The organism is Dyella sp. 01N448 (genome assembly GCF_056399225.1).
Genome location: NZ_JBFTQX010000009.1, coordinates 17,680 through 38,420, shown reverse-complemented (window position 1 = coordinate 38,420; position 20,741 = coordinate 17,680). Strand labels below are relative to the sequence as shown.

The window sequence follows — 20,741 nt, the reverse complement described above, 5'->3', positions numbered from 1 at the left end:
TCTCCCGATCAGGCTGCCCACGCAAGTGGTGCCCGATCTGCCAGGGCGAACAAGGGATCCAATGAGTCAAATCGGTAAGCATCGAGCGTAAACGCATTGTTATCCTCAGCGAGCTTAAGAGGACGAAGCGGTAGATCGATGCGAGGAAAGAGGTAATAGTCAAGGATCGTCCGTTGGTCCGAAGAAAGCCTAACTACGATCGTAATGTCCGGCGCCAATCCAGTATCAAAGTGAACATGCCAACGGAATGTTCCGCTTGTCAGCTGGATGCAGCGCGCGAGGACAATTGAAAGCGTGAATTCGCCATTGACCAGCATAAGGCTGCGTTCGTGCGGGTTAGCGTCTACCGAGAGGCAAATGCGCTCAAGGTCGGATGTCACCTGAGTCATGATCTCTGGAAGCATCTTCCTAAGTGATCTGTTGAGTTCGATGAAGCGGTAATCTCGCTGAGGACGAAAGCCAATTAGGGCATATGCGCGGATGAGGCCGCCAAAGCGCGCGCTATAGGCATGGCTTGAGGGCATTTCGTCTTGCTCGTCGATTAATAGCCCCGATAGCGCTCCGGTCCTTTCATAGAGGTCGCGGAGCATCCGTAGCATGGTGCTGCTATCCAGATGCTCTGAGCGGGCCGAAATGATCGTTTGGGCCTGTTCAAATAGTTCTGGAGAAATGACGGAGTCGAAGGCGCCGGTTCTGCGTACCCACATTTCGGGAGCGTTCTGCACCCGCTTTTGTTTGAGCTTGCCTGATGTTCGGTTGTAGACGTTGTTACCAATGTACTTTTCGTTGGTTAGTACTTGATGGATGGCTCCCCGCGTCCAGGGCTTTCCATAGTCGTTCTCTAAGCCCACGGCATTGAGGTCTTCTGCGATCAACCGCTCGGTCTTTCCTTCTTCAAGAAAGGATCTGTAGATCTGACGTATGACCGCGATTTCATCGTCTGGGCCGGGTACAAGGATGACGCGATCGGTCTGGAGACTCTTCTTTTCGCCACGGCGTAACTGCCCTTTGGCTAAGCGATGCTCATCAAGGAGCATGCGGCGGAGTCCGTAACCTGGCGCCCCACCTTGTCGAAAGCCAAGTTCAATGAGCCGGCATTGCCCCTGGAACACCTTATTGGAGAGCTCTCTGCTGTACTCGCCCGCCATGGCCCGCTTGACGCTCTTCATGATGGTCGCCATGGGGCTGCCATCGTTCTCGAAGGGTTCGGTGCAGTAGAAGACCTTTATTCCTGAGCGTCTGCACAGGTATTCGTAGTAGGCGCTTTCGTCAGCGTCCTGAAATCGCCCCCAACGGCTGATGTCGTAGACGAGAACAGCCGAAAAGTCGGTCGTGCCGAACTGAACGTCTTGAATAAGGCGCTTGAGTGCCTCTCTACCTTCTAGGCTGAGGCCGCTCTTTCCTTCGTCGGCATACGTTCGAACGATGTGCATCCCATGTTGGGCTGCGTATTTCGCGATGGATTCTTCCTGGTTCTCTGTTGAGTACCGTTGATGATCCGTCGACATGCGGACGTACTGGGCCACCCTGATAGGCAGGCCCGGCCCGTTGTCTGGCTTTGCAATTGATCGCTGAGCCATTGCCGCTCCTTTGGAGTGCATAGGCTTTGAGAGAGCGAATCATTAGACAAAATGTTGAATTTTGTCAATAGAATTCAGTGTTTTGTTTGGAGGTTAAGCGCTTGAAAGTGCGTTGTGTGTTGACGGGGCCATAGAGTCGACAAGCCGCAGAAGTGCTTCCTTTTGGCCTTGCGTCAATGTCCTGAATCGCTCGAGGAGATGGATTTCCTCCGGCAGGGGAGGCCCGGGGAGGATGGTGTCCACGAGCTCCCAAGGGTGACAATCCAAAGAGAGGGCGAGCCGTACCAGCCAATCTACGGTGAGGCGCCGCTTGCCTGTCTCAAGCAAACTGAGCTGCTGGTTGGTCGTGCCTACTTGAGATGCAAGCGAGTCGAGGGTTAAGCCTCGGGCTTCTCGCAAAACTCGGATACGGTTGCTCACGCAGTTGAATACCCCTGATGTGCCTCAGAACGACATGGTTGCACTCAGTTTGGCCAGCATCAAACACTTGTGCAGGCCAGCCCGTGGTCGTGGCCAAGTCTGGAAATTGGCCGCTTGATCTTGCGAGGATCGCGGCCCAACTTGCCTCCCACCCCTGAAAACCGGTTCGCCGTTTGGATAGATCACTCCGTAGTCCGCGATTGTCTTAGGACCTGATATTGCACGGTGGTTAGCTATGCATCTCGGAGCAATCGTTTCACGATTGACTCGCTGGCAGCTCGACAGATCCATGCCTTCCAAGGAGTCAGCCATGGTCACGACCAAGCGCCATAGTCCCGCGTACCTTTGGGTGAAGCTATCACCAATGGAGCAGGTCATCTGGGGAGGCGCCTACGCCATGGCAAAAGGGGCGCCCGCCGCGCGTGCGCGGGTTGCTGACCGAACGGTCCAGTCACTGCATGGACTGAAAAAGCGGCGAGACAGCCTACGTGGCCCCGAGTACGAAGCCGCGCGCTGTAACGTCATATTGGATCCACCCGAGTTTGAAGCCTGGTACCGAGTACAGGCGAGGATAGTTATCGGGCCTGCAGCCAAGAAGCTATCGAAGGAAGACTATGCAGACGCCTACGAGCGATATCGCATGGGGCTTGGCGACTTCTACTAAATGTACGAGAACTGGCCGCAAGCAGGGCGATTGCGGCGTACGCCCTAGGGCGGATCGCCCTACGTCCTCCGGAGGCACTGGATCATGTCCAATGACCGCATCGATCAGAATTTTCTCGGAAGGGGCCTATTTATCTCCTACATGAGCTACTACGCCACTGGAGAGGGAGTGCGGCTATGCCTTGCGATTGGGGGAAGCACGTATCGAACAGAAAGGATCCTCAAAACCAAGCTCGATGAGTACTTTCATCAAGGTATCGTTTCGTGTCCCATATCCAGCGCGAACGAGGAAGTGTCCGCCCTGCTGAATCGTTGGATTCCGCCAGTCGTCAAGGAGATCTTGGGACAAATCCCGGTTTGCACAGGCGACTATTACGCAGAGCTCTACTACAACCTGGCGTAACGAGCTCAAAGGCGATCCCCAGCGGGTAGTCTTTGCCCAATCCAACGAAGAAGAACGCTTCAATAGATGCACCGGACACCAAGTGGTGCTTGACCGTGGCTCGAGTCGCACACGCGATATGGGCGAGTCATAGAACTGCTCCCGTCCAAGGCCCCGCCGTCCCTCCGTGCACAGTTATCGCGATGCGGCATCTCTCGAGCGCTGGAGCATCACGCGGCGATTTTTCGCCTAATTCAGGCAGAATCGTACGGTCAGCGGCCGCACTGATTCGTCAGCTCTTGGAAGCCAACACTGCGGCGTTCTGGATGATGTGCGTGGCCGATTGCGATTACATTCGGGCGCTGCCCACCCGTAAAGACGCAGGACGTGCCGCGGATATTCCACGGCTGGACCACATGGCCACGTCCTACGTTGTCGTGTTTCCGCCATCCCTAGATTTCGATAGATTTCCCTAAGAGAGAGGGCACGCATGGAACGTCATCACGTGTATGGTCGACCCGAAGACAAAAAGAGTTGCGAGGTGTGGACCGGCAACCGATGGGAAATTTGGCCTGTGTCGGCCGTTCATCCGCACCGCGAAACAGCGCTAGTTCGATGCCACGAATGCCATGGTCCCGTGATTCTTATGAAGGCCAGCCGAAATGGGCGAAATGAGGCTCACTTCGAGCATCGTCCAGCTCACGCGGGCTGCTCGCTGGTGCACAAGCACTATTCAGGTACACCGTCGCCTCACCCACTCGCTGTTGAGGATCCGCAACGATCCAACCAGCCTGCCTTTACTGACTACATCTCAGATCAGGCGGCAGAGGAAATTATCGGATCCGTCAGAGATACAGAGAAAGAGCGGCTATTGCTAGCCCGCCTGGGCCAGGGGTGGTTTAGGAAGAAACTTCTGCATCGCTGGAAGACCTGCAGTGTTCTTGGCTGTGGACCCGAGACCGCGTTAGTCGCATCGCATATTGTGTCCTGGCGCGCCTGCGAGACCAATAGCGAACGGCTTGATCCAGACAACGGCCTCCTACTAAGTCCAAACTTGGATAAGCTCTTCGATCGCAGGATGATTTCTTTCTCTGCCAACGGTGTTTTACTGGTTGGCCCAGATGTTCGCCCGGCGGACGCCATTGCCTTAGGTATCCGCTCGGGGATGCGGCTGCGCAGTGTGCCACCTGGAATCGTAAAGTACCTAATCCGACACCGCGAAGGCATCGAGTGGTCTGAAATCCTCACCAAAGAGGCGCGGTCAAAACCCTGATGTAATTGGGTGCAGTTCTACATTCAATGACGCGGAGCTGTTGGCGTTGCCAGCAACGTCAGGGGCATCCAGAGCAAGATCAGCGAGCACTGCTCTGGAACGCACACTGTTGCATTCACCGCGTGTCGGGGTGCCAAAGCCGGGAGAGGCGGCGCAGCGGTGGTCCGTCTTTTCAACGCGTGCCCAGCCAGTGCCACGCTCGTGCGAGCCAGGATTTCGTCCCTGTTGAGACCGTCTGTTGGCTGGCCGCTTGGCGGTTGATCGTCTGGATGTGGCGATCGGCGTCTCGCAGATCGCGGCGCTCCACCTGTTGGATCTGTCGGGGGGACATTGGGGGTGCTGCAATGACCTGATTGTCCCGGATCCAGTAGTGCGATCGGCAGCGAAACTTCCAGTTCCCGATGGATGGCCACAAGCTGACACCACGCTGCCCCTTTACGATTTTCCAGTGTGCAGGTCTCAGGGGTGTGATGACTTCCTCCCCACATCCGCAACAGCACTTGTGAGCAGCCAGGGCGAACGGTTCACTTATATAGAGTAAGCCGTCTTCCAACCTTTCCGGGAGGTGCTCGACGAAGCGGGGTTCCAGCGCGCGAATCTTCATCTTTACGCTGCCATGTCGGGCGTAGTGATGAGGCGACTCCACGCAAGGACATACTTGACGACATCGGCCCCGGCATCATCCGCGTAGAAGCCAAAAAACTGCTTGAATCGGATGACTGCCAAGCATGCATTCAGTGCATTAAGTTCTACCAGCTGGATATTGTTATAGACGGCCTCTTGCGCGTCCGGTTGGGTCGGTAGATCAGCAACCAAGTGCGCGGAGTCGGGCGTCACTAGCGTCACGCGTGTCCGGGCGATCAGCTGGCTAATCTCTGGAACGCGGTCAACACCGATGCCGACATCGATAAATGGGATGCCCTGCTGAACCAAGTGGGATGCAATGATCTGGCGCGAGGGGCCATCATCGATGGCAATGAAGACAAAGTCGCAATCGTTGAGCTCGTGTACATTCGTAGCGTCAATGCGGTACTCATGAGCATGGATGCCCGAACGCATAAGGCCATACACCTGCGCCAAGTACGTTGCCTTTTTGATACCGGCGTTGGCTGCCTCATTCGACAGTGCGCCAGGCATGCGAAAGACATTTTTCGGCGCGATGCTGTCATCGTCGTAGAGATGCACAGAGTCGATCGGGATCTTGGCAAGTGCGTCAAGCAAGTAGCTGCCGGTGCCTCCTGTACCAATGATGGCGATCTTTCGAAGTTTTAATTTTGCTTCACACTCATCCAGGCCCGCGCGAACGATCGTGTCATTGTGGAAATAAAAGGGAGATGGTGTCTGCCGTTGCCCAAAACTGCCGCGGTCACCGTTCGCCGATACACCCAACTCCACTGCCTGAGCAAAGCCGGTTAACTTGCGAATGTAATGCGTCATCTTGTTGTAGATGTTGTCGAGCAAGTTACCGATCGGATCGGGCTTGTTCGAGAGCCGGCACTGCACTTGCCGTCCTGCCACGGTCAAACAGCTGGTGTCGGCCACCATTGCGTTGGCAAGCGATCGACCATCTGGCCCACATGGCACAGCTCCGGTGAACCAGACGGTGTGGTCGTTGTCGAGCATGCAGCGGCCTTCCTCTTCGCGGAAAGCTGAGATCAGGGCCCCGCGACTGACGACGCCTGCCGCAGAAACATAGGGAACTTGCTCGACGATGAGGTACCGATCTTCGATCTGGACGGTATAACCCTCATCGACGAGCTGCTGGACTGCCGGATCACGAGCGGTTGGATTTTCCAGCATCGAAGCGCATCCCGTTCTCAAGTTCGACACTTTGTCCGTTGGTCAGGCGACCAGCTTGATGGCCGTGCGTCCATTCCACGTCGTAGAGATCCAGTTCCTCCGCAGGCGGGTTGAAACCTGCCAGGTGCAAGACCTCAATGAACGAGATTTGCGGCCCCGGTACCTTGCGGGGGCGGGAATTCACAAAAATCTGGAAGGTCTTTTCGTGCAGGTTCTCGGGGTGTTCGGCAGTCATGCAGTGACCTCTTGGGGGTGTGGATGGGCGTTACCGCTCTTTGCGCACGCCTTTGAACGGCTTGTGGTCAGCCTTCTGATTGATGAACTGGCCRGTTCCTGCGTCGCGCTTCGTCCAGCGATCGTTCTTCGGGTTGTAGGTCTGGCTGCGATCGCGAACAGCCCCATTTCGGTGGCCGTCCCCGGCAGGAGGGTTGGTTGCCATGTTTACAAATTCCATATATTTGTTTATTTGCGTAAACTATAGGTCTTGGTTTACGATGTGTCAATAGACACAAGATTTATGTAAACCACGAGAGCGCCATGCTAGGTGATCGAATCAAACAGGGACGCACTGCGGCCGGGCTTTCCTTGCGAGAGCTGGCCCAGCTTGTCGGGCTAAGTGCTATGGCCATTTCTAAGTTCGAACGCGAGCAGCTGAAGCCTTCCAGCGAGACCTTGTTGCGCTTGGCTAAGGCTATGAACGTAAGGGTCGAATACTTCTTCCGCCAGCCAGCCATTGAGTTGTCGGAAGTTGAATTTCGCAAGCACTCCAAGCTGTCCGCCAAAGATGAAGAGAAGGCTCTAGCCGACGTACGGGAACAACTGGAGCGTTGGCTGGAGCTAGAGGCTGTCATCCCAGTGTCTTGGCCCAAAGCCTTCTCGCCGCCGGGCAACCTGGAGGGCGAAGTGGCGACCTATGAGGACGTTGAAGTACAAGCTGACCGCGTCCGAGCAGCTTGGCAGTTGGGGACTGGGCCAATCCGAAATCTGATGGACAAGATGGAGGAGGAAGGCATCAAGGTCATCCTGACTCCGCACGATGGTGACAAGAAATTTGATGGCTTAGTCGCAAGAGCCAATGACCATACCGTGGTCGTGGTGGGCAAAGATTGGCCGGGTGATCGCCAGCGCTTTACCCTTGCTCATGAGCTGGGCCACTTGGTTCTTCACGGTCGGTTAGCTGCGTCATTGGACGAAGAGCGAGCTTGCAATCGCTTTGCCGGTGCGTTTCTCGCGCCCAAGAGCGAAGTGCTTCGCCTTCTCGGCGAATCCCGATCATGGTTAGAACCCCAAGAGCTGTACCTGTTAAAACGGGACTGGGGGCTAAGCATGAATGGGTGGATCTACCGTGCGCAGGATTTGGGAGTCCTAAATAGAGCGGCCGCGCGCCGACATTGGGACTTCTTCGCGCAGCAAGGAGAGGGGCGTACCTGGCGCGAGTTGGAACCGGGTGAGCCGTATCCCAAAGAGACTCCGCGCCGTTTCGAGCAACTGGTTTATCGAGCTTTGGCAGAGGATTTGATTGGAGAATCAAAAGCAGCTGAGCTGATGGGTATGCAACTCAGCAAGCTTCGTGCCCGCCGTCGCATGGATGCCGTCGATGCGCCTGGTTGTCACTGACGCAAACATCATCATCGACCTCGCTGCGGGCGACCTGCTGGCGGAAATGTTTCGTCTTCCCGAGGTGGAGTTTTGCGTGCCCGACGTCCTCTATTTGGAAGAGTTGGCGGAAAACTTTGGTGTGCTGCCGGGATTGGGCCTGCAAGTGGTCGCTCAGGCGCCGGATGCCGTGGAGTACGTAGAGGCTTGCGCCGTGAAGTTTCGGCGCGTGAGCTTGAATGATCTTTTTGCATTGGCTCTCGCCCGCTCGCTTGGATGCGTTCTGTTGTCAGGTGATGGTGCTCTCCGGGACGTCGCCCAGATGGAACAAGTTGAGATCCGAGGGACGCTCTGGTTGATAGACCTTCTGTTTGGGGCGAAATTGGTGACACTCGAGCGCGTCACTGCCGCTTACGAGGCGATGCGCCGAGATGGGAGCCGGCTGCCTTGGGAGGACGTGGAGGCTCAATTGCAACGCTGGCAGTTGCGGTGATGACAACCCGGTTCGCTCGAAGAAAAGGCTAGTTATTGAGCACTTGATCTTGCTCTTTCCTACTCGAATGCGCCTAGATCTGGCCTGCGATGCCGTTGAAGAAGCGATAACTAAAAACAGCCAAACGTGATTGGTAGCTGATGTGGGAGATACAGAAATGGCGGTGGTGATGAACGGACTCCGTAGGTTGCACAAGAGTATGGTCGCTTTAGGGATGGATCGATATCGCTTCGATTACGAGTACGGTCAAGCCCAATTCGATGTCATTTTCCTGGCCGACGAGCGTCCCCACATTCTTTTACTTGGCTTGCGTGGCGGATCGATGGCCTTTGAATTCAAAGTTAGCGAAAGCTATGCGGTGCAAGACACCACAATGGCTGGCGACGAGTACAAGGCACTCGTTAAATTACTTGGCCTCCGATATGACCCGGAGAATAGGTTTCGACCCTCTCATTTTCTTGAGTGGGTTGATCGAGCCGCCCCAGTACACGCGCAAGCGGACAACCGGCCTAAAGCTTCAGACGTCTTTCGCTTTCGACGTGACGTTGAGGAAGAGAGGAAGATCTACTTTCGCGGGTGGCAGCACTACAGGAAAGGAGAGCGGGGCCCAACCGGGAAGAATCTGGCCAAAACGCGCAAACTCCTGGGCCATAGGTATTACGTTACTTGTCGTGATCGCAAAATTAGCAGTTGTTGGACGGATGTTCCCCGTGATGAGTGCATCCTGGTCGATCCATGAGCTCTGCAATGGGCGCGTGGTGACGACGGGTTCAAGATGACGGATTCAACCGCTAATCTGCCGAGCGGTTGCGGTTGCGGTGATGGGCCAACTACGGACATATTGGGCTTGCTCACATTGCCCTGCGATTTGGAGTCTTGGTGTAACCCGATGTCTTCGCAAGGAACCGCATGACGTCTGCAATTGCCCGTGTTGCCGAAAGGACAGGCTTTCGCCATATCGAAGTAGCGTTGTCTCGTGGAACGACCGCGGAGCAATGGGTGGGGGTGGACGGATGCGTCCGGTCGGTCGAGCAATCGGTCCTAGCTCATTTCGCTCGGGAAGGGTGGAGCGGGTATTCGGGCGAGGGCGGACTGATCCTCACGCTGATCAAATGTATGTCTTTCCTCACTGTGCCTCCGTGTCATCGGATGACGTACATCGAGGCGCTGTACGCACAGAACATTGCCTTTGCAGAGCACAGAGTGCCAGTGGAGCAGATGCTGGCTACGCTGCGTCAGGCGACAGTGGACCAAGTGCGACGTAACTTCGCCGCAATTTCCGCGCCGCGTCAAAGCCTGCTGGAGCGCTTGGCGGGGAAGATGCCCCAGACCCGGTCCGTCCAGGATCATTTCCCGGGGATTGAGTGTTGGATGCTCGTGGATCTCATGGCTGTGGCGGGGCTCAGCCTCCTCAGCCGAATTGCGGAGCTGTTTGCTAAAGATCCCTACACCTATCGCAGTGGTTGGCCGGATATCACGATGTGGAGAAATGGCGAGTTGCGTTTCGTCGAGGTGAAAGCGCCGGGCGACTTCCTCCGCACGAGCCAGAAAGTCATTGCCCGAGATATCGCGACCCCACTGGGCTTGGAGTTCTATCTGGCAAGTGTGCTGGCCGGCTAATCGTTTGCGGTGCAGTGAAAAGTTCTCGCCATGGAAAGGATGCTCCCTTCCGACCCGAGGCCGACGCAATTGCCAGGCAGGGCAGATCACCCTGGCGACGCGTCATGCTTACGGTCTTTTTAATACTACGAAACCGCCTAAATATTAATTTAGTATCGGCGCCCCAACGGGGCGATAGATCACGTCGGCTTGTCTCCTATAGCTTGGCTGCGGGCGAAGACGTACTGGTATCAGCGGACCAACCATATGGCGGAGTGCAAATGGCACTCTTGCTCTTGTGCTTGGCTGGTCGCAAGATCTTGCCATGTATCCAAGGGTGCTCAGCTAGGAGCATAAGGAGGAAAAGATGGGAGATTGGTCGGAGGCCATGGAGAATGGGGTGATCTGCCGTGGGTGTGCACTCCCGTTAGATGGGGACAGCGCAGACGGGTTCTGCCAAGGGTGCGCATCACATTGTGACGATGACAGACGGGGCCGGCTGGGGCCACGATGGCTGCCAGACAACGGCAAGGACCGCACGCCCTGAGCCTTGTTAGGTTTCCGATGGTTTGGTGCGCGTAGCTGAAATGTGCGTCGACACATCTCCATATTATCGAGTGATCAGCAGCCGCCCAGAGAATGTCACAGCATCGAAGCTGTAGACGTGTTCGCGCGGATTGTCCGAGCAACAGCCCACCAGGCGACCTGGGAAGGCGGCGCCCCCTTCGCGAATTTCGATGCTGCCGGCACAAATGGGGCAGATTGCGAAGAAGCGGACCAAACTGAAGCGGCCCTTCGTCTTGCTATCACTGTCATGGCTAAGGCGAAACTGGCCATACCATTGGTTCAGTCTGAGCATCCAATCGTGAGCGATGGTTAGCCTTAAGGTCGGCAATTGCCATAGCGGACGAAATCCCCAAGTGAGGGCCGCTGCAAACGCACCAATGAAAGCGGCCGAGCCGACAAACGCAGGGATGTGCCCCTGTCGACTGAGAACATAGAAAATCGTCAGCCAGCTACACGCCACCGCAACGAGGAAAGGCGCGGCGACGAGTAAGATGAAGAGTCCCCCTTTCCACGAACGCATAGAGAACGGACGGTTGATAAGGGGCGCGAGGAACCAGCTGGCCCGTGCGGGCTCATGTTGGTAGACGATACGTTCTGGGACGGTCCCAGACGCTGCCATTTCCAGCTCTAGTGGCGTTTCGAGGGGTGGTAGACCAGCTGGTGAAAAACTGAGCTGGTAAGTCGTCGGATTGCCTCGGCCGCCGCCCTGTTGGATGACGAGGTCGACATCAAGAGTAGCCCCGGCCTCTTGGAAAAACTGCCGCCTGCTGTTCTCGCGGTTCATCCACCACGTTTGAACTGAGGACGATGGCATCCATTTGCCGGTGACGTCCTCTTCTGTTGGCATGCCTCCAAAGTGGTCGCGGCGCCAGGCGGCCAGCTGGACGACTTCCGCCACCGGTGGGCTATACCCCCTCTCTAGGGCGGATTTGGTCTGGAGTGCGAGGACCACCAAGACCTGGCGAATTTTGCTGTTGGCTGTCTCCTCCTCAAGCCAACGGACGAATAGCTCTAACGCCGAAAGGGTCGGCAAACCGGTTTGCGCCTCTTTCTCCATGTTTACCTGCTCCCGTGGCTTCCAGTCTGGCCTCCTTCTTAGCGACGGAGCCCGACCATGGCAAGGCACCCAAGTGCAGACGCGGGTTGGCAGGCGATTGGCATCCCATTTGGGCTCAGGGACGGCAGGATGTGGGCCCCCCTGGACGTTCCTCGTGGGCAAGTGTGTGGCTGCCAGTGTCCCGGCTGCGGGGCATTCCTGAATGCCAAACACGGCAACGGTGGCAGGCGTCCTCACTTTGCCCATTCGTGCGCGACCCAGGGGCCTTCGTGCGCAGAGACTGCGCTCCATCGCTATGCCAAACAGGTTCTAGCCGAGACGTCAGCGCTGCAGCTTCCGGCCTGGACTGGCGATGGTGAGAGGCCCAATCCACCGGCGGCCAGAGACCACAATGGCGAGCTTCGTTGGGGAGTGACCGTCGAATGGCCGGGCCGAATTACTCCCATCTGGAATGGGCAAGTCGAAGTCGGATACGGGCCGTTTAGGCCGGACGTCACGGTCGAAGACAGCGACGGTCGATTGTGGGTCGAGGTCCGGGTAACCCACGAGGTTGGCTCGCAAAAGACCGAGGAGGTGCGTCGAGTTGATGGGCGAATGATTGAGATTGATCTCTCAAATACCCCGGGGCACTTAATGGACACGCCTGACGCCTTTAGGCAGTGGGTGTTGTTCGAGGCCCCGCGGCATTGGGTCTGGTTGCCGGAAGCAGCCAGGGCCTGGGAAGCCTCCCATCGCCAGCTCTTAGCGGACCTTCAAGCGAGCAGAGAGTCCAAGCGCAGAGCTGTTCCCTTGCATGCGGCGCCACCCATGGACTGGGAGGCTCTCCGCGTCCTTTTCGCAGAACGTGAGCTCATCCGCATCAACCAGCCACCCATCGTGAAAGACGATTGGGTGGGAGCCTGGGTCTGGCTAGATAACCTGGGACCCGCGGAGATCCAATCACGATTGGTCAGAGGAGCGGCGGTCTATAGAGTGCGGCTGGAGCATGGTGTAGAGCGCAGCGTCTATTCGACGTCCCCCCGCTTTCAGTAGCGGAGCGAATTAGAGTCCGGAGTTACTTTAACTGCTCGGCGTAGGCGGCGGGTGTCAGCCCGCCCAACGCCTTCTTTGGCCGCTCCTCGTTGTATTCCCGGCGCCAGTTTTCGATCTCGGTGCGTGCGTGAAGCAGACTCGGGAACCAATGTTCATTGAGGCACTCGTCGCGCAAGCGGCCGTTGAACGATTCGACATAGGCGTTCTGGTTCGGCTTGCCCGGTTCGATCAGGCGCAGCTGCACGCCACGCTCGTGGGCCCAGGTGACCATCGCCTTGCCACAGAACTCTTTGCCGTTGTCGCTACGGATCACCTTTGGAAGGCCGCGGGTGAGCGCCAGGCGATCCATCACGCGCGTCACACCCATACCGGAGATCGCGCGTTCAACCTCAATAACAACGGCCTCGTGCGTGGCATCGTCGACGACCGTCAGGCACTTGACGACGCGGCCCTCTGCGGTGCGATCGAATACGAAGTCCATCGACCAGACCTCGTTGGGTGCCATAGGACGAAACAAGGGCTGCCGTTCGCCTGCGGGCACCTTTTTGCGCTTGCGGCGACGGACCTGCAGCTTTGCGGCCTGATACAACCGCTCGACACGCTTGTAGTTTACGAGCATCCCTTCTTGCCTAAGCTTCAGATAGATCATTCCGACGCCGTAGCGCTTGTGCCGCTGTGCCAAGGCCATGATCCGTTGCCGAAGGTCACCGTTGCGGTCTGCGCGCGGCGCGTAACGCAGGGCGCTGGCGCTCATGCGCAGCACCGTCAATGCACGGCGCTCGCTCAGTCCGTGACCTGTCATTTCCCGCACCAGCAGCCGTCGTGCCGGTGCGGTCACCACTTTTTTCGCAATGCCTCGCGAGTGATCTCGATTTCCAGCATCGACTCCGCCAGCAGCTTCTTTAGCCGCGTGTTCTCGGTCTCCAGTTCCTTCAACCGCTTGGCTTCGGGCACCGTCATGCCGCCGAACTTACTGCGCCACAGGTAGTACGAGGCTTCGCTGAAGCCGTGCTTGCGGCATAAATCCTTCACTGCCACGCCAGCTTCGGCCTCACGCAGGAAGCCGATGATCTGCTCTTCGGAAAAACGCTTCTTCACGTCCAATCTCCTTCAGTTGGGGGATTGGACTCCAAATCGCCATGCTACTCAAAACTGGGGGGACGTCGTATTTGGGCAGGCGAAGCCAGATGCCCATCCCGTCCGACCCGAAGCCGACTCAATCGGCATGCAGGGCAGATCACCCAGCCCTATGCAGCCCCGCCGCGGGCTTTTTAATACTACGAAATCGCCAAAATATTAATTTAATATCGGCCCCCAAAAGGTGCAGAAGAACATGGTCGGCTTGATGCAGCCTATCGAATAGATCTCGACGCTCGTAACCCCGCACCGATGGACCAAACGTCAAAATTCGCGGGTACTGGCGGGTGGACAGGTGGGCTCCAGGCCGCTGCCTGCTTGGAGGACGTGGACCTCCCGGGCAAGGCCCTTTGTGTTCATCCATGCGGGCTGCCCAACCTACGCCTTGCACGTCGCCCGTGTTCGCGATCTATCAAATAGGCGCCCTACAGGTCACGAGCGTCCCATTCATAAGCGTCTTAGGCAACGGCCGGCCCAGATAGGCCGTTGGAGTTTCTATTAGCTTGTCAGCCCAACTTTTCCGGCCAGTCCTTGGCTTGTTGGAATCTTTTTGGTGTGCTTGTTGCGCAGTTTTACGGTCAGAGGCCGCGCAACTGCGCGGCCTCTGTTGGAGCTTCTTTTAGGTCAAACCAGGTACGCCAGGAGTTTCGCCGGCTCTTGCCTGAGAGCCGGCGACGTCGCCCACGCCGGGCGACCCGCTGGCAGGAGTGCGCTGCCACAGGCGATACAATGAGCGCTTCCCACTCTTGCGGTCGCTCTCCATGAAGTGTTTCAAGGCCTATGACATTCGCGGCCGCGTGCCGGATGAACTCAACGAGGACATCGCTTATCGGCTAGGGCGCGCTTTCGCTCGTGCTGTTGGCGAGGGCGCTGTCGTGGTTGGCTTTGACATCCGTCGCGATAGCCCTGTGTTCGCAGAAGCGATCATTCGCGGCCTGAATGACGAGGGGCGCGACGCGATTGATATCGGCCTGTGCGGCACCGAGGAGGTCTATTTCCAGACGTTCCATCGGCAGGTGGCGGGCGGCATCATGGTGACCGCCAGCCACAATCCCATCGACTACAACGGCATGAAGCTGGTTCGCGAAGGCTCGCGACCGATCAGCGGCGATACCGGGTTGCGTGACGTCGAACAACTGGTCGAAGCGAATGACTTCGGCCCGATAGCGGCGACGCGCGGCTCGGTCGCGCGCGATCACGACAAGTCGGCCTATATTCAACACTTGCTGTCTTATGTCGATCCGCAAGCCATGCGTCCGCTCAAGGTCGTGGTCAACGCGGGCAACGGCGGCGCGGGTGGCGTGATCGACCTGCTGGATGCGCATCTGCCGCTGGAATTCATCCGGATTCACCACGAGCCCGACGGCAGCTTCCCCCATGGCATTCCCAATCCGTTGCTGCCGGAGAATCGCGACGCCACGGCCGACGCGGTCCGCCAGCATGGTGCTGACTTCGGCATTGCCTGGGATGGCGATTTTGATCGGTGCTTTTTCTTCGATGCGAAGGGCGAATTCATCGAGGGCTACTACATCGTCGGCCTGCTTGCTGCCCAGCTGCTGCAGAAGCACCCCGGTTCAAAGATCATCCATGATCCGCGATTGACGTGGAACACGATCGACATGGTGCGACAGGCGGGTGGCGTGCCTATCGAAAGCAAGACCGGGCATGCCTTTATCAAGGAGCGAATGCGTGCTGAAGACGCGATCTACGGCGGCGAGATGAGTGCCCATCATTACTTCCGCGAGTTTGCCTATTGCGATTCGGGCATGATTCCGTGGTTGCTGGTGGCCGAACGCGTCTCCAAGACCCGCGTGACGCTCGCGGACATGTTGGCCGAACGCATGGCTGCCTACCCGTGCAGCGGCGAAATCAATTTCGTGGTGGCCGACGCGAAGGCCGTGGTGGCGAAAGTGCTCGAGCACTTTGCCGCACAGCAGCCGACGCTCGATTATGTGGATGGCGTCAGCGCTGATTTTGGAAGCTGGCGCTTCAATCTGCGCTCGTCCAATACGGAGCCGCTGCTGCGACTCAATGTGGAGTCGCGCGGTGACGCCGCCTTGATGGAAGCGAAGACTCGCGAGTTGTCCGACCTGATACGCGCGTAAAGGAAAGGGCCCTGCGGGGCCCTTTCTCATCTGGTGGTCATGCGTGTTCTTGCAGCGGCAGGGCGGCCTTTACGCGCGACCGTAGACATCGTCGTAGCGGACGATGTCGTCTTCGCCGAGATAGCTTCCCGACTGCACCTCGATCAGCTCCACGGGCACCTTGCCCGGGTTGCGCAGGCGATGTTTGCTGCCCAAGGGCAGGTAGGTGCTCTGGTTCTCCGCGAGGAGGAACACCTTGTCGTCGCAAGTGACTTCAGCCACGCCCTTGACCACGATCCAGTGCTCGGCGCGGTGATGGTGCATCTGCAGGCTCAAGGCAGCGCCAGGCTTGACCACGATGCGCTTCACCTGGAAGCGGTCACCGCTTTCCAGGGAGTCGTACATGCCCCAGGGGCGGCGCACGACGCGATGCAGATCGTGTTCGGTGCGGTCGGCAGCCTTCAGCGCTTCCACGATTTTCTTCACGTCTTGCGATGCATCGCGGCGTGCCACGAGGGTGGCATCGGGCGTGGTCACGACCACGATGTTTTCCAGGCCAACCGTGGCCACCAGGTGGCGGTCGTGTGAGCGTACGAGGCTGCCGGTGGTGTCTAGTGCGATGACGTCGCCTTCGAGATGGTTGCCCTGGGCGTCCTTCTCGGCAGCCAGCCAGAGCGCGTCCCATGAACCGATGTCGGACCAGCGGCAAGCCACCGGTACCACGGCGGCGCGCGAGGTCTTCTCCATCACGGCATAGTCGATCGAGTCGCTCGGCGCCGAGGCGAAGGCTTCGCTGTCGAGGCGGATGAAGTCCAGATCCGTGTTCGCCTTATCGAATGCCGCGCGAGCGGCGGCGAGCATGGCCGGTGCGTGTGCGCCAAGCTCGTCCAGATACGTGGAGGCCCGGAACATGAACATGCCGGAGTTCCAGTCGTACTCGCCGCTCGATACATAGCCTTCGGCCACCTCGAGCTTGGGCTTTTCCACGAACTGCTGGACCTGGAACGTCTCGCTTTCCAGCGGCTTGCCCCGGCGGATGTAGCCAAAGCCGGTTTCCGGTCGATCGGGGCGAATGCCGAACGTCACCAGCCAGTTTTGCTCGGCGAGCGGGCGAGCCTTGGCAACCGCATCCCCGAACGCTTCATCGTCGCCGATCAGATGATCCGCCGGCAGCACCAGCAGGATCGCCTGAGGATCCCTGGCCAGGGCTTGCAGCGCACCTACGGCGATCGCAGGCGCCGTATTGCGGGCGACCGGCTCCAGCAAGATGCTTGCATCGGGAACCTGCAGCTCCTGCAGCTGTTCGGCCGCCAGGAAGCGATGGTCGTCGCTTGCAACGACGACGGGTGCAGCGACATCCGGAAGGCGCAAGGCGCGCTTCACGGTTTGCTGGAACAGTGTTTCGCTGCCAGCCAGTGAAAGGAACTGCTTGGGGAGATTCTTGCGCGAGATCGGCCATAGCCGGGTCCCGCTGCCACCGCTGAGTATGAGGGGAATGAGCATAAGGGTTCAGTTGTGGACGGGGGTGAGCATATCGAGCGTGCGCTCCAGCCCTGCCTGCCAATCAGGTAGGGGATGATCAAATGTGCGGACAAACCGCGCATTGTCGAGCACCGAATAGGCGGGCCGTTTGGCAGGCGTCGGGAAATCGCTGCTGCCAATGGGATGCACGATGGGCGTTTTCGAAAGAAGCCCTCGTTGGGCCGCCCTTTGCACAATGGCGGAAGCAAAGCCAAACCAGCTCGTCTGGCCGCTTGCCGTCAGATGGTAGGTTCCTTCCAGGTTCTTTCGCGTGTTTGCGTCGGCGCTCAACCAGCGATCGATGGCCGTCAAGCTGCCTTCGACAATCAAGATGGTGTCGGTTGGGCTGCCGATCTGATCGGCAACGACGCGAAGTTCGTCTCGCTCACCGCCGAGGCGCAGCATGGTGCGCAGGAAGTTCTGCCCGACCGGCGAATACACCCATGCCGTGCGGAAGTTGAAATAGTGCGCACCGCTGGCCACAAGCGCTTGCTCACCGGCCAGTTTGCTGCGGCCATAGGCTCCGGCAGGCGCTACCGCGGCATCTTCGCCATAAGGATGGTTGGCGTTGCCCGCAAACACATAGTCGGTGGAGTAGTTCACCAGCAGCGCGTCGTTGGCCTTGGCCCATCGGGCCAGGACGCCGACGGCTTCGGCGTTGATGCGGGTGGCGATGGCTTCTTCCTGCTCGGCGCGATCCACTGCCGTATAGGCAGCGACATTGACGATAACGTCCGGTTGCTGATGATCCAGCAACGTCGCCAGGGTTTCCGGGGCCGACAGGTCGGCCGCAATGCCGGCGCCTTGGTCGATGAGCTTGCCGTCACGGGTGGCGGCGACCACTGTTCCGCGGGACGCAAGCCCGCCATGGCTCAAGAAGGTGCGGCCCAGCTGCCCGTTTGCGCCCAACAGCAAGATCTTCAAGCGCGATACTCCGGGAGGCGGTCCAGCGCCACGTCGGCAAGCAGGGGCGCCTTGCCATCCTTGTCGGAAAGCAGGGGGGCGGAGATGGGCCAGTCGATGCCGATCGCCGGGTCATTCCAGCGAATGCTGCCATCGGCCTTTGCGTCGTAGAGATCGGTGCACTGGTAGGAGAACGTGGCGAATTCGGAAACCACGCAGAATCCATGGGCAAAGCCCTCGGGTATCCAGAAATGGCGATGGTTCTCCGCAGTGAGCATCACGCCCGCCCACTGGCCGAAGGTCGGCGACCCTCGGCGGATATCTACCGCTACATCGTAGACCTCGCCCTCCAGGACGCTGACCAGCTTGCCCTGCGGATGCGGCCACTGGTAGTGCAAGCCACGAAGTACGCCGCGGGCCGAGCGCGAAACGTTCGCCTGGACGAATCTCCTGTCGATGCCCGCCTCGCGATACTTGGCCTCGTTGTAGCTTTCATAGAAGAAGCCCCGCGAGTCGCCGAAGACCTGCGGTTCGATGACGAAGCAGCCGGGCAGTGAGGATTCAATGAACTTCATCCCACGTAGCCTTGCTTGATCAGGTTCTGTAGATATTGCCCGTAGCCGGTTTTGGACAGTGGCGCCGACAGGCGTAGCAGTTGTTCTGCATCAATCCACTTGTTGACGTAGGCGATTTCTTCGGGGCAGCAGATCTTGAGGCCTTGGCGGTTCTCGATGGTCTGAATGTAGTTGCCTGCTTCCATCAGGGACTCATGGGTACCGGTATCCAGCCAGGCATAGCCTCGACCCAATTGCTCCAGGTGCAGGGAGTCGTCGTCGAGATAGCAGCGGTTGAGATCGGTGATCTCCAGCTCGCCGCGCGGCGAGGGCTTCAGGCTTGCGGCGAAGTCAGGTGCACGGTTGTCGTAAAAATACAGACCGGTCACCGCGTAATGCGACTTGGGGACGGCGGGTTTTTCTTCCAGCCCGACGACCTTGCCCGTCTGGTCGAATTCGGCCACGCCGTAGCGTTCCGGATCCTTGACCCAGTAACCGAACACGGTGGCGCCGCGTTCGCGGGCCGCGGCGCGCTTCATGCGCTCGGTAAAGCCCACGCCATAAAAAATGTTGTCGCCCAGGACGAGGCAGCTGCGGTCATTGCCGACGAAATCACGGCCGATGATGAAGGCCTGCGCCAGGCCATCGGGAGAGGGCTGCACCGCGTACGTGATGTTGATGCCCCACTGACTCCCGTCGCCCAGCAGGCGCTGGAACAAGGCCTGTTCGTGCGGCGTGTTGATCATCAGCACGTCGCGGATGCCCGCCAGCATCAGCGTGGCCAGCGGGTAATAAATCATCGGTTTGTCGTACACGGGCAGCAGCTGTTTGCTCACTGCCTGCGTGATCGGATAGAGCCGTGTTCCTGAGCCGCCGGCCAGGATGATGCCCTTTGAGTTGCTCATGCGCCCAGTCGCTCCATGCGATAGCTGCCATCCAGCACGCGTGCAACCCACGCCGTGTTGCCCAAATACCAGTCGACCGTGTGCTTGATGCCCGATTCGAACGTTTGCGATGGACGCCAGCCGAGCTCGGTCTGGAGTTTCGACGAATCGATGGCGTAGCGATGATCATGACCAGGGCGATCTTTGACAAACGTGATCAACGATTCGCGCTTGCGACCATCGGCCAGCGGGCTGCGTTGGTCCAGCAGGGCGCAGATGGTCTTGACCACGGTGAGGTTTTCACGCTCGGCATTGCCACCAACGTTATAGGTCTCGCCCACGCGACCGGCCTCGAGCACGCGCGAGATCGCGGTGCAATGATCGCCTACGTACAACCAGTCGCGCACGTTCAGGCCATCGCCGTAAACCGGCAGCGACTCGCCCGCCAAGGCCTTTTGAATAACCAGCGGTATCAGTTTTTCAGGGAACTGGTACGGGCCGTAGTTATTCGAACAATTGGTCGTCAGCGTGGGCAGGCCATAGGTGTGATGAAAGGCGCGCACCAGGTGATCGGATGCGGCCTTGGACGCGGAATAGGGCGAATTCGGCGCATAGGGCGTCGTTTCCTTGAACTGACCCTCGTCACCCAGCGAGCCGTAGACTTCGTCGGTCGAGACATGCAGGAAGCGGAAACCTGCTCGTGCGCTGCCGTCCAGCGAGCGCCAGTAATCGCGGGTGCTTTCCAGCAGGCCCAGCGTGCCCACGACATTGGTTTCGATAAACGCGGCAGGACCGTCGATCGAACGATCGACATGGGATTCGGCGGCGAAGTTGACCACGGCATCCACGTGATGTGTCTTCAAGAGGCTGGAGACGAGCTCGCGGTCGCCAATATCGCCCTGCACGAATATATGCCGGTCATTGCCGTCCAAGGACGACAACGTATCGAGGTTGCCCGCATAGGTGAGCTTGTCCAGATTGAGCACCTTATGTCCCTGGGCCACGGCCTGGAGCACATAATTGGCGCCAATGAAGCCGGCGCCGCCGGTGACCAGAAGGGTGGCGCCGCTGTTTGAGCTGAAACTCATGGACATATTCCGTGTGTCGTTGATGCGTAGCTTTCAAGTCAATGGCAGCCGAGGCTGGCAGCCATTTCCCGATGGCTGCTAATAATGCCTGCACTATTGCTTACAACC

At 58.4% G+C, this 20,741-nt stretch carries 21 protein-coding genes; 8 read left to right on the top strand and 13 right to left on the bottom strand.

Annotated features, from left to right (window positions below):
* Positions 1-8: 8 nt before the first annotated feature.
* Positions 9-1,580 carry a recombinase family protein gene (locus AC1DKY_RS15605; RefSeq protein ID WP_477180005.1) on the bottom strand — a complete coding sequence of 524 codons (1,572 nt, stop codon included), beginning with the start codon at positions 1,578-1,580 and terminating at the stop codon, positions 9-11.
* A 93-nt stretch (positions 1,581-1,673) separates the two neighbouring features.
* Positions 1,674-2,000: a helix-turn-helix domain-containing protein gene (locus AC1DKY_RS15600; protein WP_477180004.1), complete on the bottom strand. Its 327-nt coding sequence runs from the start codon at positions 1,998-2,000 to the stop codon at positions 1,674-1,676.
* Positions 2,001-2,310: 310 nt separating this feature from the next.
* On the opposite strand from AC1DKY_RS15600, the gene AC1DKY_RS15595 reads away from it, so the two are divergent.
* From AC1DKY_RS15595 to AC1DKY_RS15585, 3 genes are all read left to right on the top strand, one after another.
* Positions 2,311-2,664: a hypothetical protein gene (locus tag AC1DKY_RS15595; RefSeq protein WP_477180003.1), complete on the top strand. Its 354-nt coding sequence runs from the start codon at positions 2,311-2,313 to the stop codon at positions 2,662-2,664.
* An 84-nt stretch (positions 2,665-2,748) separates the two neighbouring features.
* Positions 2,749-3,066 (top strand): hypothetical protein, encoded by a 318-nt coding sequence (locus AC1DKY_RS15590; protein ID WP_477180002.1) that lies wholly within the window; start codon positions 2,749-2,751, stop codon positions 3,064-3,066.
* A gap of 469 nt (positions 3,067-3,535) precedes the next feature.
* Entirely contained in the window at positions 3,536-4,318 is a 783-nt protein-coding gene (locus AC1DKY_RS15585; RefSeq protein WP_477180001.1) for an HNH endonuclease, read from the top strand.
* A gap of 172 nt (positions 4,319-4,490) precedes the next feature.
* On the opposite strand, the gene AC1DKY_RS15580 is transcribed toward AC1DKY_RS15585, so the two are convergent.
* Genes AC1DKY_RS15580 through AC1DKY_RS15565 form a run of 4 tightly spaced genes read right to left on the bottom strand, consistent with a single transcriptional unit; the run spans position 4,491 to position 6,557 of the window.
* Positions 4,491-4,922: a ubiquitination-like system serine protease family protein gene (locus AC1DKY_RS15580; protein WP_477180000.1), complete on the bottom strand. Its 432-nt coding sequence runs from the start codon at positions 4,920-4,922 to the stop codon at positions 4,491-4,493.
* 2 nt (positions 4,923-4,924) lie between these two features.
* A complete protein-coding gene (locus tag AC1DKY_RS15575) occupies positions 4,925-6,118 on the bottom strand; it encodes a ThiF family adenylyltransferase (RefSeq protein WP_477179999.1) in 1,194 nt (397 codons plus the stop codon).
* Positions 6,093-6,353, bottom strand: a complete 261-nt coding sequence (locus tag AC1DKY_RS15570) for a multiubiquitin domain-containing protein (RefSeq protein ID WP_038615170.1) — start codon at positions 6,351-6,353, stop codon at positions 6,093-6,095. The genes AC1DKY_RS15575 and AC1DKY_RS15570 overlap by 26 nt, the downstream gene beginning before the upstream one ends.
* 30 nt (positions 6,354-6,383) lie before the next feature.
* Complete coding sequence (locus AC1DKY_RS15565; RefSeq protein WP_477179998.1) at positions 6,384-6,557, bottom strand: hypothetical protein; 174 nt, start codon at positions 6,555-6,557, stop codon at positions 6,384-6,386.
* Between the two features lie 98 nt (positions 6,558-6,655).
* On the opposite strand from AC1DKY_RS15565, the gene AC1DKY_RS15560 reads away from it, so the two are divergent.
* The 4 genes from AC1DKY_RS15560 (at position 6,656) to AC1DKY_RS15545 (ending at position 9,827) form a co-directional block, all read left to right on the top strand.
* Positions 6,656-7,735: a helix-turn-helix domain-containing protein gene (locus AC1DKY_RS15560; protein WP_477179997.1), complete on the top strand. Its 1,080-nt coding sequence runs from the start codon at positions 6,656-6,658 to the stop codon at positions 7,733-7,735.
* Positions 7,716-8,207: a PIN domain-containing protein gene (locus AC1DKY_RS15555; RefSeq protein ID WP_477179996.1), complete on the top strand. Its 492-nt coding sequence runs from the start codon at positions 7,716-7,718 to the stop codon at positions 8,205-8,207. Before AC1DKY_RS15560 ends, AC1DKY_RS15555 begins: the two co-directional genes overlap by 20 nt.
* 157 nt (positions 8,208-8,364) lie before the next feature.
* The gene (locus tag AC1DKY_RS15550; RefSeq protein WP_477179995.1) at positions 8,365-8,946 is read left to right on the top strand and encodes a DUF6037 family protein; all 582 of its coding nucleotides are present in this window, start codon (positions 8,365-8,367) and stop codon (positions 8,944-8,946) included.
* A gap of 170 nt (positions 8,947-9,116) precedes the next feature.
* Positions 9,117-9,827 (top strand): VRR-NUC domain-containing protein, encoded by a 711-nt coding sequence (locus AC1DKY_RS15545; protein WP_477179994.1) that lies wholly within the window; start codon positions 9,117-9,119, stop codon positions 9,825-9,827.
* Positions 9,828-10,416: 589 nt separating this feature from the next.
* On the opposite strand, the gene AC1DKY_RS15540 is transcribed toward AC1DKY_RS15545, so the two are convergent.
* Both AC1DKY_RS15540 and AC1DKY_RS15535 read right to left on the bottom strand, forming a co-directional pair.
* Positions 10,417-11,430: a hypothetical protein gene (locus AC1DKY_RS15540; protein ID WP_477179993.1), complete on the bottom strand. Its 1,014-nt coding sequence runs from the start codon at positions 11,428-11,430 to the stop codon at positions 10,417-10,419.
* Positions 11,431-12,484: 1,054 nt separating this feature from the next.
* Positions 12,485-13,560, bottom strand: a protein-coding gene (locus tag AC1DKY_RS15535) for an IS3 family transposase (RefSeq protein ID WP_477179992.1) whose coding sequence is annotated in 2 segments (ribosomal slippage) — positions 12,485-13,302 and positions 13,302-13,560 — 1,077 coding nt in all. Because the reading frame shifts where the segments join, the coding sequence is not laid out codon by codon here.
* Between the two features lie 800 nt (positions 13,561-14,360).
* Here AC1DKY_RS15535 and AC1DKY_RS15530 point away from each other — a divergent pair.
* Positions 14,361-15,704 carry a phosphohexomutase domain-containing protein gene (locus AC1DKY_RS15530; protein WP_441604672.1) on the top strand — a complete coding sequence of 448 codons (1,344 nt, stop codon included), beginning with the start codon at positions 14,361-14,363 and terminating at the stop codon, positions 15,702-15,704.
* A 69-nt stretch (positions 15,705-15,773) separates the two neighbouring features.
* Here the strand turns inward: AC1DKY_RS15530 and AC1DKY_RS15525 are convergent, their stop codons facing one another.
* From AC1DKY_RS15525 to rfbB, 5 genes are read right to left on the bottom strand one after another with little or no spacing between them, the layout of a single operon-like run.
* Positions 15,774-17,186 (bottom strand): mannose-1-phosphate guanylyltransferase/mannose-6-phosphate isomerase, encoded by a 1,413-nt coding sequence (locus AC1DKY_RS15525; protein ID WP_441604671.1) that lies wholly within the window; start codon positions 17,184-17,186, stop codon positions 15,774-15,776.
* 6 nt (positions 17,187-17,192) lie between these two features.
* Positions 17,193-18,128 carry a dTDP-4-dehydrorhamnose reductase gene (rfbD, locus tag AC1DKY_RS15520; RefSeq protein WP_441604670.1) on the bottom strand — a complete coding sequence of 312 codons (936 nt, stop codon included), beginning with the start codon at positions 18,126-18,128 and terminating at the stop codon, positions 17,193-17,195.
* On the bottom strand, positions 18,125-18,682 hold the full coding sequence (gene rfbC, locus AC1DKY_RS15515) for a dTDP-4-dehydrorhamnose 3,5-epimerase (RefSeq protein ID WP_441604669.1): 558 nt from the start codon (positions 18,680-18,682) through the stop codon (positions 18,125-18,127). The genes rfbD and rfbC overlap by 4 nt, the downstream gene beginning before the upstream one ends.
* Positions 18,679-19,566 carry a glucose-1-phosphate thymidylyltransferase RfbA gene (gene rfbA / locus AC1DKY_RS15510; RefSeq protein WP_441604668.1) on the bottom strand — a complete coding sequence of 296 codons (888 nt, stop codon included), beginning with the start codon at positions 19,564-19,566 and terminating at the stop codon, positions 18,679-18,681. The genes rfbC and rfbA overlap by 4 nt, the downstream gene beginning before the upstream one ends.
* A complete protein-coding gene (gene rfbB / locus AC1DKY_RS15505; protein WP_441604667.1) occupies positions 19,563-20,633 on the bottom strand; it encodes a dTDP-glucose 4,6-dehydratase in 1,071 nt (356 codons plus the stop codon). The genes rfbA and rfbB overlap by 4 nt, the downstream gene beginning before the upstream one ends.
* Between the last annotated feature and the right edge of the window lie 108 nt (positions 20,634-20,741).

Bases quoted from the DNA above. Each gene is read 5' to 3' on its own strand.
- AC1DKY_RS15540 (WP_477179993.1), bottom strand. From the start codon at position 11,430: ATGGAGAAAGAGGCGCAAACCGGTTTGCCGACCCTTTCGGCGTTAGAG.
- rfbB (WP_441604667.1), bottom strand. From the start codon at position 20,633: ATGAGTTTCAGCTCAAACAGCGGCGCCACCCTTCTGGTCACCGGCGGC.
- AC1DKY_RS15575 (WP_477179999.1), bottom strand. From the start codon at position 6,118: ATGCTGGAAAATCCAACCGCTCGTGATCCGGCAGTCCAGCAGCTCGTC.
- AC1DKY_RS15585 (WP_477180001.1), top strand. From the start codon at position 3,536: ATGGAACGTCATCACGTGTATGGTCGACCCGAAGACAAAAAGAGTTGC.
- AC1DKY_RS15570 (WP_038615170.1), bottom strand. From the start codon at position 6,353: ATGACTGCCGAACACCCCGAGAACCTGCACGAAAAGACCTTCCAGATT.
- AC1DKY_RS15545 (WP_477179994.1), top strand. From the start codon at position 9,117: ATGACGTCTGCAATTGCCCGTGTTGCCGAAAGGACAGGCTTTCGCCAT.
- AC1DKY_RS15530 (WP_441604672.1), top strand. From the start codon at position 14,361: ATGAAGTGTTTCAAGGCCTATGACATTCGCGGCCGCGTGCCGGATGAA.
- rfbC (WP_441604669.1), bottom strand. From the start codon at position 18,682: ATGAAGTTCATTGAATCCTCACTGCCCGGCTGCTTCGTCATCGAACCG.
- AC1DKY_RS15590 (WP_477180002.1), top strand. From the start codon at position 2,749: ATGTCCAATGACCGCATCGATCAGAATTTTCTCGGAAGGGGCCTATTT.
- AC1DKY_RS15580 (WP_477180000.1), bottom strand. From the start codon at position 4,922: ATGAAGATTCGCGCGCTGGAACCCCGCTTCGTCGAGCACCTCCCGGAA.
- AC1DKY_RS15555 (WP_477179996.1), top strand. From the start codon at position 7,716: ATGCGCCTGGTTGTCACTGACGCAAACATCATCATCGACCTCGCTGCG.
- AC1DKY_RS15560 (WP_477179997.1), top strand. From the start codon at position 6,656: ATGCTAGGTGATCGAATCAAACAGGGACGCACTGCGGCCGGGCTTTCC.
- AC1DKY_RS15550 (WP_477179995.1), top strand. From the start codon at position 8,365: ATGGCGGTGGTGATGAACGGACTCCGTAGGTTGCACAAGAGTATGGTC.
- AC1DKY_RS15605 (WP_477180005.1), bottom strand. From the start codon at position 1,580: ATGGCTCAGCGATCAATTGCAAAGCCAGACAACGGGCCGGGCCTGCCT.
- AC1DKY_RS15595 (WP_477180003.1), top strand. From the start codon at position 2,311: ATGGTCACGACCAAGCGCCATAGTCCCGCGTACCTTTGGGTGAAGCTA.
- rfbA (WP_441604668.1), bottom strand. From the start codon at position 19,566: ATGAGCAACTCAAAGGGCATCATCCTGGCCGGCGGCTCAGGAACACGG.
- AC1DKY_RS15525 (WP_441604671.1), bottom strand. From the start codon at position 17,186: ATGCTCATTCCCCTCATACTCAGCGGTGGCAGCGGGACCCGGCTATGG.